General features: G+C 71.2%; 12 protein-coding genes. 7 read left to right on the top strand and 5 right to left on the bottom strand.

Going from position 1 to position 14,098, the window contains the following annotated elements:
• Window positions 1–80 precede the first annotated feature (80 nt).
• Window positions 81–797 carry a class I SAM-dependent methyltransferase gene (locus tag A176_RS37190; RefSeq protein WP_002637956.1) on the top strand — a complete coding sequence of 239 codons (717 nt, stop codon included), beginning with the start codon at window positions 81–83 and terminating at the stop codon, window positions 795–797.
• On the opposite strand, the gene A176_RS37185 is transcribed toward A176_RS37190, so the two are convergent.
• On the bottom strand, window positions 778–1,308 hold the full coding sequence (locus A176_RS37185; protein ID WP_002637955.1) for a GreA/GreB family elongation factor: 531 nt from the start codon (window positions 1,306–1,308) through the stop codon (window positions 778–780). The genes A176_RS37190 and A176_RS37185 overlap by 20 nt on opposite strands.
• 105 nt (window positions 1,309–1,413) lie before the next feature.
• On the opposite strand from A176_RS37185, the gene A176_RS37180 reads away from it, so the two are divergent.
• Window positions 1,414–2,088: a dienelactone hydrolase family protein gene (locus A176_RS37180; RefSeq protein WP_044889888.1), complete on the top strand. Its 675-nt coding sequence runs from the start codon at window positions 1,414–1,416 to the stop codon at window positions 2,086–2,088.
• Between the two features lie 22 nt (window positions 2,089–2,110).
• On the opposite strand, the gene A176_RS37175 is transcribed toward A176_RS37180, so the two are convergent.
• On the bottom strand, window positions 2,111–2,587 hold the full coding sequence (locus A176_RS37175; RefSeq protein ID WP_002637953.1) for a hypothetical protein: 477 nt from the start codon (window positions 2,585–2,587) through the stop codon (window positions 2,111–2,113).
• 265 nt (window positions 2,588–2,852) lie between these two features.
• On the opposite strand from A176_RS37175, the gene A176_RS37170 reads away from it, so the two are divergent.
• Complete coding sequence (locus A176_RS37170; RefSeq protein ID WP_044889890.1) at window positions 2,853–3,380, top strand: hypothetical protein; 528 nt, start codon at window positions 2,853–2,855, stop codon at window positions 3,378–3,380.
• Here the strand turns inward: A176_RS37170 and A176_RS37165 are convergent.
• Together A176_RS37165 and A176_RS40465 are read right to left on the bottom strand one after the other, a co-directional pair.
• On the bottom strand, window positions 3,319–6,741 hold the full coding sequence (locus A176_RS37165) for a lipoprotein N-acyltransferase Lnb domain-containing protein (RefSeq protein WP_226994114.1): 3,423 nt from the start codon (window positions 6,739–6,741) through the stop codon (window positions 3,319–3,321). The two genes, A176_RS37170 and A176_RS37165, sit on opposite strands and share 62 nt — an antisense overlap.
• On the bottom strand, window positions 6,741–7,673 hold the full coding sequence (locus A176_RS40465; RefSeq protein WP_226994113.1) for a hypothetical protein: 933 nt from the start codon (window positions 7,671–7,673) through the stop codon (window positions 6,741–6,743). The genes A176_RS37165 and A176_RS40465 overlap by 1 nt, the downstream gene beginning before the upstream one ends.
• A gap of 277 nt (window positions 7,674–7,950) precedes the next feature.
• Here A176_RS40465 and A176_RS37155 point away from each other — a divergent pair, with 277 nt between their 5' ends.
• The 3 genes from A176_RS37155 to A176_RS37145 all read left to right on the top strand — a co-directional run bounded on the left by A176_RS37155 (window position 7,951) and on the right by A176_RS37145 (window position 10,865).
• Window positions 7,951–8,265, top strand: coding sequence for a hypothetical protein (locus A176_RS37155; RefSeq protein ID WP_226994112.1), 315 nt, complete (start codon window positions 7,951–7,953; stop codon window positions 8,263–8,265).
• Window positions 8,266–8,577: 312 nt separating this feature from the next.
• Complete coding sequence (locus A176_RS37150) at window positions 8,578–9,705, top strand: helix-turn-helix transcriptional regulator (protein ID WP_002633614.1); 1,128 nt, start codon at window positions 8,578–8,580, stop codon at window positions 9,703–9,705.
• Window positions 9,702–10,865: a metallophosphoesterase gene (locus A176_RS37145; protein ID WP_002633615.1), complete on the top strand. Its 1,164-nt coding sequence runs from the start codon at window positions 9,702–9,704 to the stop codon at window positions 10,863–10,865. Before A176_RS37150 ends, A176_RS37145 begins: the two co-directional genes overlap by 4 nt.
• Here A176_RS37145 and A176_RS37140 read toward each other — a convergent pair.
• On the bottom strand, window positions 10,837–12,192 hold the full coding sequence (locus A176_RS37140; protein ID WP_002633616.1) for a thioredoxin family protein: 1,356 nt from the start codon (window positions 12,190–12,192) through the stop codon (window positions 10,837–10,839). The two genes, A176_RS37145 and A176_RS37140, sit on opposite strands and share 29 nt — an antisense overlap.
• Before the next feature lie 107 nt (window positions 12,193–12,299).
• On the opposite strand from A176_RS37140, the gene A176_RS37135 reads away from it, so the two are divergent.
• Window positions 12,300–14,042 carry a GTPase domain-containing protein gene (locus A176_RS37135; RefSeq protein WP_044889891.1) on the top strand — a complete coding sequence of 581 codons (1,743 nt, stop codon included), beginning with the start codon at window positions 12,300–12,302 and terminating at the stop codon, window positions 14,040–14,042.
• Window positions 14,043–14,098: the final 56 nt, after the last annotated feature.

Here is a 14,098-nt window from a genome sequence, read left to right as displayed (position 1 = left end):
CCCCCGGAACATTCAATGGCCAATACCCGCTGCATTTCCGGGGGAGGCGCCGGTGTGGGTGCGGTACACCCGGAGACACCATGTTCCACCGCAAGGGCCCCACCCTCCGGGAGCTGGCCACGCAGGCGCTCTCCTCCGTCGAGCACGGCTACGACTTGCTCGCGCCCAAGTTCGAATACACGCCCTTCCGCACGCCGAACGCGGTGCTCGAGGCCACCATCGCCCAGGTGGGCGAGCCCGGCTCGGTGGGCAGCGCGCTCGACGTGTGCTGCGGCACCGGCGCGGCCATGCGTTTCCTGCGGCCGCTCGCACGTGAGCGCGTGGTGGGCTTCGACCTCAGCCAGGGCATGCTCGACGAGGCCCGCAGGCAGCTCGCGGACGCGCCCGGCACCGCGGCCCTGGACTTCCTCCAGGGCGACGCCCTCGCGCTCCCATTCGAAGGCGCCTTCGACGTCATCACCAGCTTCGGCGCCTTCGGCCACATCCTCGAGGCGGACGAACCGCGGATGGTGCGCGGCATCGCCCGGGCACTGCGCCCCGGAGGCCGCTTCGTCTTCGTCACCGCGCACCCGCCGTCCAAGCTCAACCCCGGCTATTGGGTGGCGCAGGGCTTCAACGCCGCCGTGCGCGTGCGCAACGCGCTCTGGAAGCCCCCCTTCGTCATGTACTACCTGACGTTCCTGGTGCCCCGCGCCCGCGCGCTGCTCGAAGCGGAGGGCTTCACCGTCGAGGTGCGCGATGGCCTTCTGCCCGAGCCCTTCACCCCGCTGAGCATCGTCATCGCCACCCGGCGCTGAGCGCGCGACACGGCGCCGCGTAGTCCACGGCCGTCACCGTGTACTCCACGTTGCCGCGCGGGCGTTCCACCACCACGGACTCCCCCACTTCCTTGCCCAGCAGCGCGCGGGCCAGGGGGGACTCCACGCTGAGCCGGCCTGCCTTCACGTCCGACTCATCGGGGCCGACGATGCGGTAGCGCACCTCGCCGCCGTCCTCGTCCTCCAGGGACACCCACGCGCCGAAGAAGACACGCCCGGCCTGAGCCGCGTCGGGCTCCACCACCCGCACTTCCTCCAGGACCGCTGCGAGTTCCTGCGCCCATCGCTCGCGCTCCTTGCGGCGCCCGCCCGCCTCCATCTCGGTGAGCTCGCCCGCCCGAGGGTCCGGCCCCTGCGCCGCCGCCAGCTCTTCTTGAAGGGCCCGGTAGCCCTCCGGCGTGATGTAGCGCTTCTCTCCCGAGAACGCGCGCGGGCGGACGGGCAGCACGCCCTCGTCGCCCGCGTCTTCCTTCGTGAAGGCCTTCGACATACCGGTCCTCTGTCTCCAAGCGGGCACGGCGGCGTGTTCACGTGCGCGTTCGCGAAGCCGACCGTTAAGCTGCGCCCCCTCTCATTTCCTCGCAAGGGTGAAGCCATGACAGGACAGACGCAGCTCATCGGCAAGCAGGGTCAGGCGCTGGCGGGTTATCTGAGCGAAGCCCCCAAGGGCGACGCGCCCGGAGCGGTGGTGATCATCCACGAGTACTGGGGCCTCAATGGGCACACGCGCGACGTCGCGGACCGGCTGGCGCGCGAGGGCTTCACCGTCTTCGCGGTGGACCTCTACGACGGCCGCGTGACGAAGAACGCCGACGAGGCCAACGCGATGTTGAAGGCGCTGGACTGGGGCAAGGCCACCGCGGACCTGCGTGCCGCCGTGGAGGCGCTGCGCGCGCGCAAGGACGGCACGAAGGTGGCCATCCTGGGCTTCTGCATGGGCGGCGCGCTGACGCTGTTGGCCGCCGCGAACGACCCGGGGCTCGACGCCGCCGTGCCCTTCTACGGCATCCCGCCGGAGCAGGCCGCGGACCTGTCCCGCATCCGCGCGCCGGTGCTCGGCCACTTCGCGAAGAACGACGACTGGTGCTCGCCGGACCGGGTGGACGCGCTGGAGCAGAAGCTGAAGGCCGGCGGCGTCCCGACGGAGATTCACCGCTACGACGCGCAGCACGCCTTCTTCAATGACACGCGTCCGGAGGTCTACTCACCGGACAACGCCGCGAAGGCGTGGCAGCGCACCGTCGACTTCCTCCACGCGAAGCTCGGCTGAGCCTCGCGCGGAAGGCACTGGCTCAGTTGCCGGGCGCGGTTTCCGGGGCGGCGGCAGGGGCCTCCGTCGCCGGCGTCTCGGGGGCGGCGGGGGCCTCCGTCGCCTCCGGGGCCTCAGGCGCCTCGGGGGTCTCGCCGTCGATGGCCTCACCGGGCGGCACGAGCTGCAGGCGGTAGGCGCGCACGCCGGCGGGCAGCACGATCTCCACCAGCGGGTTCTCCTTCAGCAGCGACTGCGAGACGTCGAAGGCCACCCGGCCGTCCTCGTTCGTGACGTAGGACTCGCGCCACCGGTAGTCCTCACCCCAGAGCACCTTGGCGCCCTTCACGGGCTGGTTCGTGTCCGCGTCCAGCACGACCAGCTCCACGGGCGTGCCCGCCGCAATCGACGCGCCCTCGGGCTGCATGATGTCGCGGTAGAACGGCCGCTGCGTCACGCAGCCGGACAGCAGGGAAGAGGTGACGAGGGCAAAGGTCAGCAGATTGCGGCGAAAGCTCATGGAGATTTCCGTACGGGCAGGGATAGGGGTGCTGCCGGGCGCGGCAGCATAGCCGGAGGCCACCGTCCGCCAAGTCCGGCGCGCATCTTCTGGGGGGAGGCGGCCGGTATCCAGGGACTCCGCGAGTATTCCGGACGGGGAAATCCAGGGCCCGGCAGGTGGCCCGCCCTGCGGTGCGCCCGGCGGCCCTTCCGTACACCCTCTGGCGTCACAAACTCATGACCACGGGCACTCGTTGACCCGCCCTCGTGGGAGGAATCCAGACATGCCTGAACACATCATGACGCAGGACCCGGAGAAGGCCCTCTCCGGACCGCAGACGCGCTACGAGTACGTCCGCCGGGAAATCCCTGCGGACCTGACGTTCAAGCCCGACACCATCAACCCAGTCCACAGCCGCTTCATCGTCAGCGCGGTGGTGATGGTGCTCACCAGCCTGGCCCTCTTCTTCCTGCCCATGTTCAACGGGCTGCTGGCCGGCGCGTTCGGCGGCTTCCACGCCCGGCGGATGTCACGGGCGCTCGCCGCCGCCGCCTTCGCCTCGGTGGCGGTGCCCGCCGCCATCGCCTTCTTCCTCTTCATTGGCACGGCCACGCAGAGCCACCTCTTCTGGGGCCTGGGCTTCTGGGGCTACACGGCCCTCTACGTCATCGGCACCTTCATCGGCGCGGCCACGGGCGCGGTCAGCAGCCCGTTCTGGGCAGGCGGCGACTCCCGCGCGCCCGCCTTCCTCAGCGTACCTCGAGGCCGAGAGCCAGACGCCGCTCCGCCGAGCCGTCCAGCCACGACGTAGCGGCCGGGGGCGCCACCCACCCTTCCCAGCGGACCTGGGCGCGCGGAGTGAGCAGGAAGCCGAAGGGCCCCGCGCGCCCCAGCCACAGCTCTATCTGGAGCGTGGCGCCCGCCTCGTGGGTGAAGTGGTCATCCCCCACGCGCCAGGTGGGCGCATAGGCCGCCTCCAGGCGCACCGCGTTGGCCCCGGAGCCCGGCAGCCCCGTGCGGTGCGCCACCGAGAGGCGCGGCCCGGCGGCGGGCGTCAGCAGGTCTCGCCGCCAGTGCAGGAGCGCGAGGCCGCCGAGGCCCACGGCGGTGTAGCGCGAGAAGCGCGCGTTCTCGTCCAGCACCACCAGCGCCTCGGCCTGGACAGTCGCGCGGTAGGGTAACATCCGCGCATCGCTCGACGACACGCGCGCCTCCGCGCCCCAGCCCAGGGCGTCCCAGAAGGAATCCCGAAACTGGGGGAGCTCCCGCAGCAGCGTGCGGTAGCCCAGCAGCGTCATGTCGGAGACCGCCACCTTGGGCACGCCCCAGCGCGGCGCGAAAAGCAGCTCTCCGTCGAGAACCCGCAGCTCGCTGCTCGGCTGGAAGCCGTGAAGCCGCGCATCGCCCAGCGCCTCGGACATGGCCGAGGTGCGCAGGCCCAGCAGCGGCCTGACACCGCCCGCCACGGGGAAGTCCATGCCCACCGTCAGGGCGAGCCGCGCCGCGCCGGACTCCCGCAGCGCGCTCTGCGCCCAGGTGGTCTCCGCCGCGACCTTTCGGTGGCGGTCCTCACCCAGGAAGGCCAGCGGCTCCACCTGGGACAGCGGGCCGTCGTTGAGCGCGCCCTGCACCTCGGTGGCCCGCGCGAAGGTGGTCTCGGTGCGCTCCGCCCACACGAGGGTCTTCAGCTCCTCCGGCGTGGGCCGCCGACGGGGCGCCGAGGCCATGGCGTCCTTCAACACCGTGACCCGGTCCAGCACCGCGAGCCGCCGCTGAAGCGAATCCTCGCTTTCGAAGATGCGCTGGCGCTCACGCGTTCCCGCCCGCGCCGAGCCCGCTAACGGGGCCTTCACGGCGAGCAGTCGCTCGCGCTCGATGCGCAGGCGCTCGCCCTCCGCACGGTCCACCGCGGCGCGCTCCACCCGCACCGAGTGCGCCACGTAGGCGTGCAGGTGCTCGCGGACCGTGTCGAGCGACGCCGTGCGCGCCGAGTGCAGCACGTCCGCGATGACAGCGGGCAGGCCGTCGTACGCTCGCATGCGCGTCTGCGGCTCGGGCGATTGCAGGCGGGCGTGGACCTCTCGCAGGCGGGCGAGTTCGTTCGCGCCGACATGGCCCGTCAGTGACTCCAGCGCCTCCCGCCGCGAGGCTTGCGCGCGGACCGCGCGGTCTCCGGTGGACTCGATGGTGTCCGGGATGTGCTCCAGCAGCGGCACCTGGCGGCCTTCAGGGCCCTCCACCTGAATCCCGGCCAGGGTGTCCAACGTGGCGGTGGGGAGCACCCAGAGCAGCCCGGGGGGCCGCACCTGCCGGCTTCCTTCCAGCGCGCCGTTGAGCAGGAAGAGGAGCGCGGTCGCGCAGTTGTCCGTGAAGAAGTAGTAGCCCATGTACCCGCGGCGCTCGAGCTCCCACACTCGCTCCAACATGCGGGTGTCCTCTCCCGGGTTGAGCCGCAGCCTGAAGCGGCGGATCGAGCGCTGCTCCAGCTCGAGTGCCTCGTGGGACAAGTCGCCCATCGTCCCCGTGAGGAACACGGTGTCGTAGGCGCCCGTCATGCCCTTCACCACGTAGCCCAGGCCCTTGCCCTCCATGCCCGTCAGCGCCACCAGTTGCACCACGTGCTCGAAGGTGGGGCCGCGAGGCACCTCGCCTTCTCGCCAGACCGGGCGCAGCAGCAAGTGGCCGAAAAGGGACTCCGGCTGACGACCCGTGGAGGCCACCAGGAGGACCTCGAAGTGCGACAGGACCTCCCGGTCCGCCCATGCGTCGAAGGCGGGGCAGTTACCGCGCGGAGGCAGGTCCCCCAGGCCCGCTGCGGCCACATGCTCCGCGAGGGCACGGGCCTTGGAGAACTCCTGACAGCGGACGTGGTCGTCCACGGGCAGCGCGTCCGCGCGCAGGGACTCCACGGGGACGAACCACTCCTCCGCGAAGGTGACGAGGTCCAGCGAGGCGCTGCGTTGCCCCAGGGCCCGGCTGAAGGCGCCCGCGTAGCGGAGGCGGACCTCCTCCTTCCATACGAGGGGACGCTCGAAGGGCTTCAGCCAACCCGACAGTCGGCGCCACGCGTCGGTGCGACTCCAGTGGTGGGCATCATCCCAACGCTGCATCACTGCGTGGACGACGGCGCGGCGGCGCCACAGGCGCTCTGACTCGGGGTCCGTCAGCCGCGACAGGCGGAGCGTGGCCCGGTGGTCATCGGAAGGCGCGTACTGGTAGAGGTGGAAACGCGTGCGGCCCTGCGACCAGTCGGGGCGCTCGGCGGAGCCGTCGCCCAGGCCCAGCGGCGCTGCTTCGGCGTGGAGCATGAACTCCAGCGTGCCTCCAGGAGGACGGCGCATCGCGGGAGGCAGTGCGTTCAGCCCCGCCTCCACTTCCGTGACCAGCTCCGCGTCGGTCGCGGCCGCGCCGATCAACACCACCCCCGCCGCCGCGAGCGCCTTCACCCGATTGGGCAACTGATGCGCCGCAATGGCTTCGCCCAGACGCGGTGACACGAAGCCTGCCGGCGCCGCGTGCTCTCGCGGGGACTGATACGTCACGCCAACGGCGTTATCTGCGTCCGGCGTGGTCGGGCTCGCCGGTGCGGGCTCTCGCGCGGACTGATGCGTCACGCTAACGGCGGCATCCGCATCCGGCGTGACGCGGCTCGCCCGTGCGGGCTCTCGCGAGAACTGATGCGTCGCTCCAACAGCGGCATCAGCATCCGGCGTGACGCGGCTCGCCCGTGCGGGCTCTCGCAAGGACCGATGCGTCACGCTAACGGCGCCGTCCGCATCCGGCGTGACGCGGCTCGCCGGTGCGGGCTCTCTCAAGGACTGATGCGTCACGCTAACGGCGCCGTCCGCATCCGGCGCGACGCGGCTCGCCGGTGCGGGCTCTCTCAAGGACTGATGCGTCACGCTAACGGCGCCGTCCGCATCCGGCGCGACGCGGCTCGCCGGTGCGGGCTCTCTCAAGGACTGATGCGTCACGCTAACGGCGCCGTCCGCATCCGGCGCGACGCGGCTCGCCGGTGCCTTCACGCGCTTCGGCGTCACCTCCACGCGTGACGCGCCCGTGCTCGGCACGGGTCCATGCGAGGCGGCATCGCGCGCCCCCTCGACAGGCGTCGATGCCTCGACCTCCATCGCCAGCGCGAGGACGAGGCCCAGGAGCCTCCCCCAGCGCATCAGGGTGTCACCACCGCGGTGCCCTCCTGGGCCGATGTCGCCAGGAACGCGCGCCGGTCCTCGTCCAGGCGCGGATCCGCTCGGGCCAACTCACCCACGCGCTCCATCCACGCGAGCGCGCGGTCCGGCGTGAGCGCGTTCGACTCCGCCAGCGCGAGCAGCTCCGTCCGGTGAGCCCGTAGCACGCGGCCAAACACGCCCAGGTGCTCGCGCCGGATGCGCGCCGCCGCGGCCAGGTCCTCCACCGTCGGACCGGCGCCCAGCGCGAGGTCCTCACGAAGCTGGTGCGTCCGCGACCGGAGATACACCTGCGCCGCGCGGCCCGCCTCGCGAGGCGACACACCCCGCCGACGCTCCGCCGCCGCATACGCCTGCCAGATGACCACCCCGAGCCCAACCACCACCGTGGCCACCGTCACCGCAGACGCCACGTCATTGTTCGCCGAATTGCTGCTGCGCGACCGCGAGGCCTCGCCTTCCGCCCGCTGCGTGCCACTGGAGCCCTCGCTGGAGCCGCCTTGATCGCTGCTGCGAGAGGACTCCTCGCTGAGCGCATCCTCGGTCGGCCGGGAGGTGCCCTCCTCGCTGGTTTCCGAGTGGCTCGTCCCTCCCTCACTCGAACTCGAATCACTCGAGCCCTCGCTGGAGCCGCTCGATTCCGACTGGCTCGACTCCCCCGAGCTTTCCGAGGAGCCCTCCGACTGACTCGACTCGTCCGAGGAAGCCCCCGACTCGGAGCCTTCGGACGAGGCCGCGGAGTCCGAGCCTTCGGATGAAGCCGCGGAGTCGGAGCCCTCGGACGACGCCGCGGAGTCAGAGCCCTCCGAGGCGCTCAGGGTTCCGGGGCCCAGGACGCCGGGCGTCCTGCATCCTGAAACGGTCATCACCACAGCCATGCACAGCGCGCGCTTCGCGGAGCTCTTCGTGTTCATCGAACGCATTCCAGGGTGTCCATCCGTCTTCCACGTGGGCCGGCCGTCGCACGGTGGTACATCCAGTCGGCAGCCTAGCCAGCGGCGTGCCGACGCACAGGATGACGCGATTTCGCCCCTTTGAGCACGACACCATGCGCCATGGCGCGTAGCCCACGAACCGAAGGTGCGTTACGCGTTACGCGCCCGGTGAGCACCTTTCCAGGGAACCTCCACCTGGAGTGAGGCCATGACCCTGGGGCTCGCGATACTTGGGCTTTTCACGACGCTGCTATCCATGGCGGCCATCTTCCCCGTCCATGAGCCGAAGTGGTTCGGCTTCGGCGTCCTGGCGGCGGCGCTCTGCGCCCTGGGCGGAGCCTTCAGCGGTCCGCACCTGCGCTCCGCCATGCCCTGGGGCGTGGGCACCGGGCTGACCATCTGGGCGCTCGTGGCCCTGGGCACGGGAGGCATCAGCGCCTGGCTTGCCTGGACGGCGCTCGCCTTCGGCCTAGCCTACCTCGCGCTGGGAATGCTCCACTTCATTCAGAGGGTGGTGCCCTCCGAGCGTCTGCCTCGCTTCCTGCACACCTCACGGAGTCAGGCGGCCTGACAAAGGCAACCATCCTCGTGGGTTGGCGTCGGAGGTTGGCGTGTCGGAAAGGAGCTGCGCACCGGGCACCCGAAACCGAGCGCCCGGCGCGCGCTCACAGTTCACCGCGGCGGCCCTCCCCCCCGGGGGCCAGCACGAGAGTGTTCCGCCAGAGCCCTGTTTCTTGCTATCGGGGAAAACCCTGGGTCAATTCAAACCCATGCTTTGTCAGAGGCATTGAGCCCGGCGCGGATAATTTTGAACGTTCAAGACTTGTGCGGAAAGTGGTCAGGTACTGGGCCCAATCCCTAACGGGCGTATACTTCACTGACCGTGATTCGTTTGAATTCCGAGGAGCAGGGCCTGCTGACAGACTTGGAGGCGTTGCTCGTGGAGGCCGAGCCCGGGGCGGAGTCCTTGCCCCTGGTGCTGAGTGCTCTACGAGAGGCTTTGCGGGCCGAGCGCGCGGTTGCCTACGGGGTAGACGTAGGCCCGGAGCGCTACCACGCGAGCTACTCCTACAGTGCGGGCTTCCCATTCCCTGCCGCGGCAGTGCAAGCGGCCATCGAAACCCAGGTGTCTGCCTGGAACGAGCCTTGGGGTTGGTTCAATCCCGCGCGGCCCGAGCCAGCCCAACGCAACCGCGCTTTGCACTTCCGCTCGCTGGCGGAAACAGAGACAGCGCGGCAGATGCCGCTGCATGACTTGTCCGCCACCGAGGTGGGCCGTCGGCTGGGCATGAGCGAGGAGTCGTTGGAAAGCACCCGCGAGCGCATCAGCGTCCGCGCGGGCGCGACGTTCCGGCAGCTCGGCGTGGAGCACATGCAATGGCTTCGCACACTCGTCTGTGATGGGCCTGTCCTCCTGGGCTGGGTGGGCCTGGCCCGCGCCGAGCCCTTCACTGAACGCGAGCAACGGCTGCTCCAGGCGTTGACGCCCGCCTTGCAGCGGCGGCTCACCATGGAGACGCGGCTGCGCGAGTCGGGCTTGATGTCCACGGCGCTGCAAGTGGCCATGGAGGCGCTCGGGCGCGCCGCCTGGGTGGTCAGCTCCAGCGGCCGGGTGGTGCACGCCAACAACGCCGGGCGCGCCCGCTTGGAGCGTCACGACCCGGAGCTGATGGACTCGCTGCGGCGCGGCGCCCAGGGCATCCCCTGCTCCGGCCCGCTCACGATGACGCCGCTGGTCACCACGGGCCTGCCGCCGCACTACCTGGCCATCGACACCGGCACCGCGTCCAGCGCCGCCGCGCGCGTGCAGGCACTGTCGGCGCGCTGGTCGCTCACCGCGCGCGAGTCCGAGGTCCTCACCCACATCATCCAGGGCGAGACGAACAAGTCCATCGCGGGACGACTGGGCTGCGCCGAGCGCACCGTGGAAGTCCACGTGACGCATCTGCTAAGCAAGGCCCAGGTGGAGAGCCGCTCGGCGCTCATTGCCCGCTTCTTCCAGAGTTCGTGACCGCCGTCCTCATTCGCACCGCGCTCGCTCGCGCCCAGGAAGCCGTCGTGGCGGGGCCCCGCTCCGCCCCGGCGCGCGGTGGCGCGCGGCGGCGGCTCGTGATGGGAGACCCGCAGGCCGACCTGGAGCAGGTCCTGGCCATCCTCGCGCACCAGGGGCTCCTGGGCGCGGACGGCTGGCTCCATCCCGACGTGCAGCTCGTCTCCGTGGGAGATCACTTCGACTGGGGCAAGCCCCAGGAGCGTGACCACGCGTCCGCCAGTGGCCTGGCCCTGGTGGCGTGGCTGGCCGCGCACCCTTCCGACCAGGCGGTCATGCTGCTGGGCAACCACGACCTGGGGCGGGTGGGCGAGCTGGCCGGCTTCACCGACGCGAGCTTCGCCGCCGCCCAGGCCGAAGCAGACCGGGCCTACCAAGGTGGCGTCACGGATGCCGATGCCGAGCAGGCCTTCCTCGCTCGCTGGCCGCAGGTACCGTCCGCGGAGCTGGTGGCGCGCGACTTCGGCAACTTCCGCGAGGCGCAACGCACCTGGGTGGAGCACCTGCTGCGCGCGAAGCGCTTCCGCGTGGCCCACGCCGCGGGCCCGGACCTGATGGTGCTGCACGCGGGCGTCACGTCCGAAGACCTCGACCTGACGCGATTGCCCCATGACCAACGTGCGGAGGCGGGTGCCGTCGCGGAGGCGTTGAACGCCGCGCTCGATACGGCGGTGGCGGCGTGGACGCACGGCCCGCTCGTCATCCCGGGACTGCACCAGCCCGGAGACGCGGCCCGCGGAGAAGGAACCGGCATCTTCTATCAGCGCCCCAGCCTGCTCCCGGAGGACGCGGAACGGGTGCGCGGCACGCCTCGCCGCCGGTTCGACCCGAGGCGGCTTCCCCTGGGTCTGACGCAGGTGGTGGGCCACACGCGCGACAAGCGCAACCGCGCGATGCTGGGGCTGTCCCCCGCTGGGGCGCTCAACGGTGTGCTCCGGCGCCTTGTCACGGACGGGACGCGCGTGGACTACGCCCACGGACCACCCCCGCCGCCCACGCCCGGCGAGGCGGTGATGGTGTTCACCGATGGGGGCATGCGCGAGTGCCCGGCCGAAGCCTACGAGCTGTTCGACCTGGGCACCCGCGCCGCCGCTACCGCGCCGACGACTGAAGGCCGGTGAGCTTCTTCTCCAGGCCCGCCACCATGCGCGGCGACACCTGAGAGGCGGGCAGCGTCTTCGCGAAGGTGATGGCCTCCTCCAGCGTCTTCACGGCGGAGGCCGTGTCCTTGCGCGCGACGAAGATGTCCGCGCGGCCGGAGAGCACCGACAACCGCCGCGCGCCTTGGACACGCGCCAGGGCACGCTCACTGGCGGCGAGCGCGTCATCGAGCCGACCCTCCAACCGATACAACGTCGCCAGCCGCGCGGGCGGGTTGTAGTCCTGGGGCAGGTCCTTCTCGCTCTGCTCGATGGCGGGAATCGCGCGGCCCGGCGTCTCCAGCTTCATCGCCGCGAGCATGCGGTGCGAGTCGAACACCGTGCGCGCCTGGGGATTGGGCGCCTTCGCCGCCTCGGCCTCCAGGAACGTCAGCCACTCCGCGGACAGGGCCTTCACGGTCGCGGCATCCTTCGCCGCCTCGCGCGCCTGCACGCGCACTTCGTACAAGCCCGAGCGGTCATCCGCGGACATGTCGATGGCCGGCGGCGCCAGGGCCTCCGCCACCTTCGCCTCCAGCCCCTCGCGCAGCTCCGTTCCTGACGCCGCGTCCTCGGGCAGCGACAGCACGCAATACATGCCCAGCAGGGCACCGTTGGCCCAGGACAGCGAGCGCGGCGTCTTCGGCAACTCCTCCAGCGCCTTGCGCGCACAGTCCTCGTGCTGCTTGGCGCCGTACATCGCCGTCAGCAGCGACTCCACCGCGCGGCCCCGGCGGGACCAGTCCGCGGGTGCCTCGGTCAAGGCCTCCGCGAGCGTCTCCGCCGCTTCCGCCGAGCGCCCCTCCGCGTAGAGCGCGTCACCGCGCGCCAGCAAGGCCTCCGCGCCCGTGATGCCACCCTTGTACGCGCGCTCGCCGTCCTCGAAGAGCTTCTCCAACTGCGCCACGGTGGCGCTGCCGGCGAAGCGCAGCAGGGCCTTCTCCTGGCGAGGGTCGATGACGTACAGCGTGGGCCAGAACTCCACCGGGTACTGCTCCTGGAACGCCGCGTTCGACGTCAGGTCGGTGTTCACCTCCAGCCACACGAAGCGGTCCGCGTGCCGGGCCAGCGAGGCGTCCGACAGGACGTAGGCCTTCATCGAACGACACGTGTGGCACCAGGGCGCCCAGACGTCGACGAAGAGCGGGATGCCCTTGGCCTTCGCCTCGGCGAGCGCGCGGGCGTAGTCATCCTGGATGAACGGCAGGGGTGCCCCGGCGTGCGAGGCGTCCGCCGAAGGAACATTCGAGTTCGCGGCGGTGCAGGCAACGAGCCCCGACAGGAGCAGGCAGGCGGCGAATAGGCGCATGGAGACACCCTACCGCGCTCCACCCGCTCTGTCCCTGGCCGACACCTGAAGGGACAAGTGCCTGGGCACGAAGCGCTTCGCGTGCTGAGGTGCGCGGACTTCTGGTGATGAGAGACCCGTACACCCTGCGCACCTGCCTCGCGTCCGCCCTGGACGCCCTGCCCGCTCCCGAGCGTTTTCCGGACGCCGCGGACGCCGAGCTCGCGCGCCGTCTGGCCGAGCGCCTGCGCCGCGACCTGCTGCCCCGCCTGGGCTCCGCCGACGCCCCGCTGTTGCTGGTGGCCATCGCCGGCCCCAACAACGTGGGCAAGTCCACGCTCTTCAACTCGCTGGTGGGCGCGTCGCTGTCACCCGCGCGGCCCGAGGGCGGACTCACCAAGCAGTGCCTGGCCGCCGCCCATCCGGACTCGTGGACCGGACCGCTCAAGGACTACCTCACGCGGCGCTACGACACCGTGCCGGTGGCCTCGGGCGAAGCGGCGCCGGTGGACCAGTCGGGACCTCCGGGCCGGCTGTACCTGGTGCTGTCGGAGGCGGTGCCCCGCGGGCTGCTCGTCATGGACACGCCGGACTTCGACAGCGTGTACCGCGACAACCGGGAGCGCGCGGAGGCCCTGCTCGTCACCGTGGACGTGCTCGTCTTCGTGACCAGCCGGCAGACGTACCAGAACGCCGCGCTGGTGGACTTCCTGCGCGCGGCCGTGGGGCACGGGCGGCCGTACCTGCTCGTCTACAACGAGGCCACGCGTGAGGAAGTGGCACGGGGGCACCTGGAGAAGCTGGCCGGCGACGTGGGCCACCCCGCGCTCGCATGCTATCTGGCGCCGCATCAGCCCGACGTCGAAGCGGGGCTCAAGCCGCTGGCCACCGAGCCGCTCGATGGAAAGCCCGCGCTCGGGGCCCTGCTGGGACAGGCCGAGCACGCGCGCGAGTTGAAGGCCCGCGCACTGGAGGCCTCCATCGCGGATGCTCGGGCGGAGATGGAGGCCGTGTCACGCGCGGCCTCTCTCGCGGCCCAGGAACCCGACCGGCTCCGTCAGCGGCTGCGGCACGAGCTGAGCGTCGTGGGCGCCCACGCGGCACTGAAGGCCGTGCCCGCCGACGTGCTCATCGACGCCTTCCGCGACGAACTGGACGCGCGCAGTCAGTTCCACAAGTGGGTGCGGTTGCCTTTCCGAGGGCTGGCCACCGCGCTCACCTTCGTCACGCGCAAGGTGCGCGAGTCCTTCACCGCGCCCGAGGCCCCGGGCACGGACACGCCGACCCACGCCGTGGATGAGACATTGAAGGACGGGGTACGGCGGCTGGTGGATGCCTTCGCCCCCGAGGTGGCTGCGTGGCGCGCCGATGCGCAGACGCGGGCGAAGCTGGAAGAGGCCTTCGGTCCGGTGACGCTGGCGAAGCTGGAGGAGCCCCTGGGCTTCGAGCCCCTGCACGCCCACGCGGCCGACCGGGCCACGCTGTACGCGTACTGCCGCGAGTTGGTGGCCGCGGAGCTCCAGGGCGGCATGCGGGAGGAGATTCTCCAGGCACTGACGACGCTGGTGTACTCGGTTCCGTCCGGTGCCGCCGCGGTGGTGACGGTGGCCACGGGCGGCTTGGGCCATGACGCGGTCGTCTGGGCTGGCACCCTGCTGTCCACGCCGCTCATGGAGCGCTTCGTGGACCTGCTGGGCGCGCAGGTCCGCGCCCGCGTCACCAAGAAGTGGGCGGATGCCCATGGCACCACCCTGTCGAAGGCGCTCGAGGAGCGGTACTTTTCCGATGTGCTGAAGCAGCTCGACGGGCTGGCGGGCGACTGGGCGCACACGGCGGCCCAGTTGGACGAGGCACGGGCGGGCCTGACCTGAGGGGTGGAGACGCGACGCCGTGGCAACTCCGTCCGTGCGTGACCGGCGCCAATGCG

The sequence above is a fragment of the Myxococcus hansupus genome (assembly GCF_000280925.3).
GTDB classification, from domain to species: Bacteria; Myxococcota; Myxococcia; order Myxococcales; family Myxococcaceae; genus Myxococcus; species Myxococcus hansupus.
Note: the sequence above shows the minus strand (reverse complement) of the source record. Positions and strands in the feature narration are given on the sequence as shown.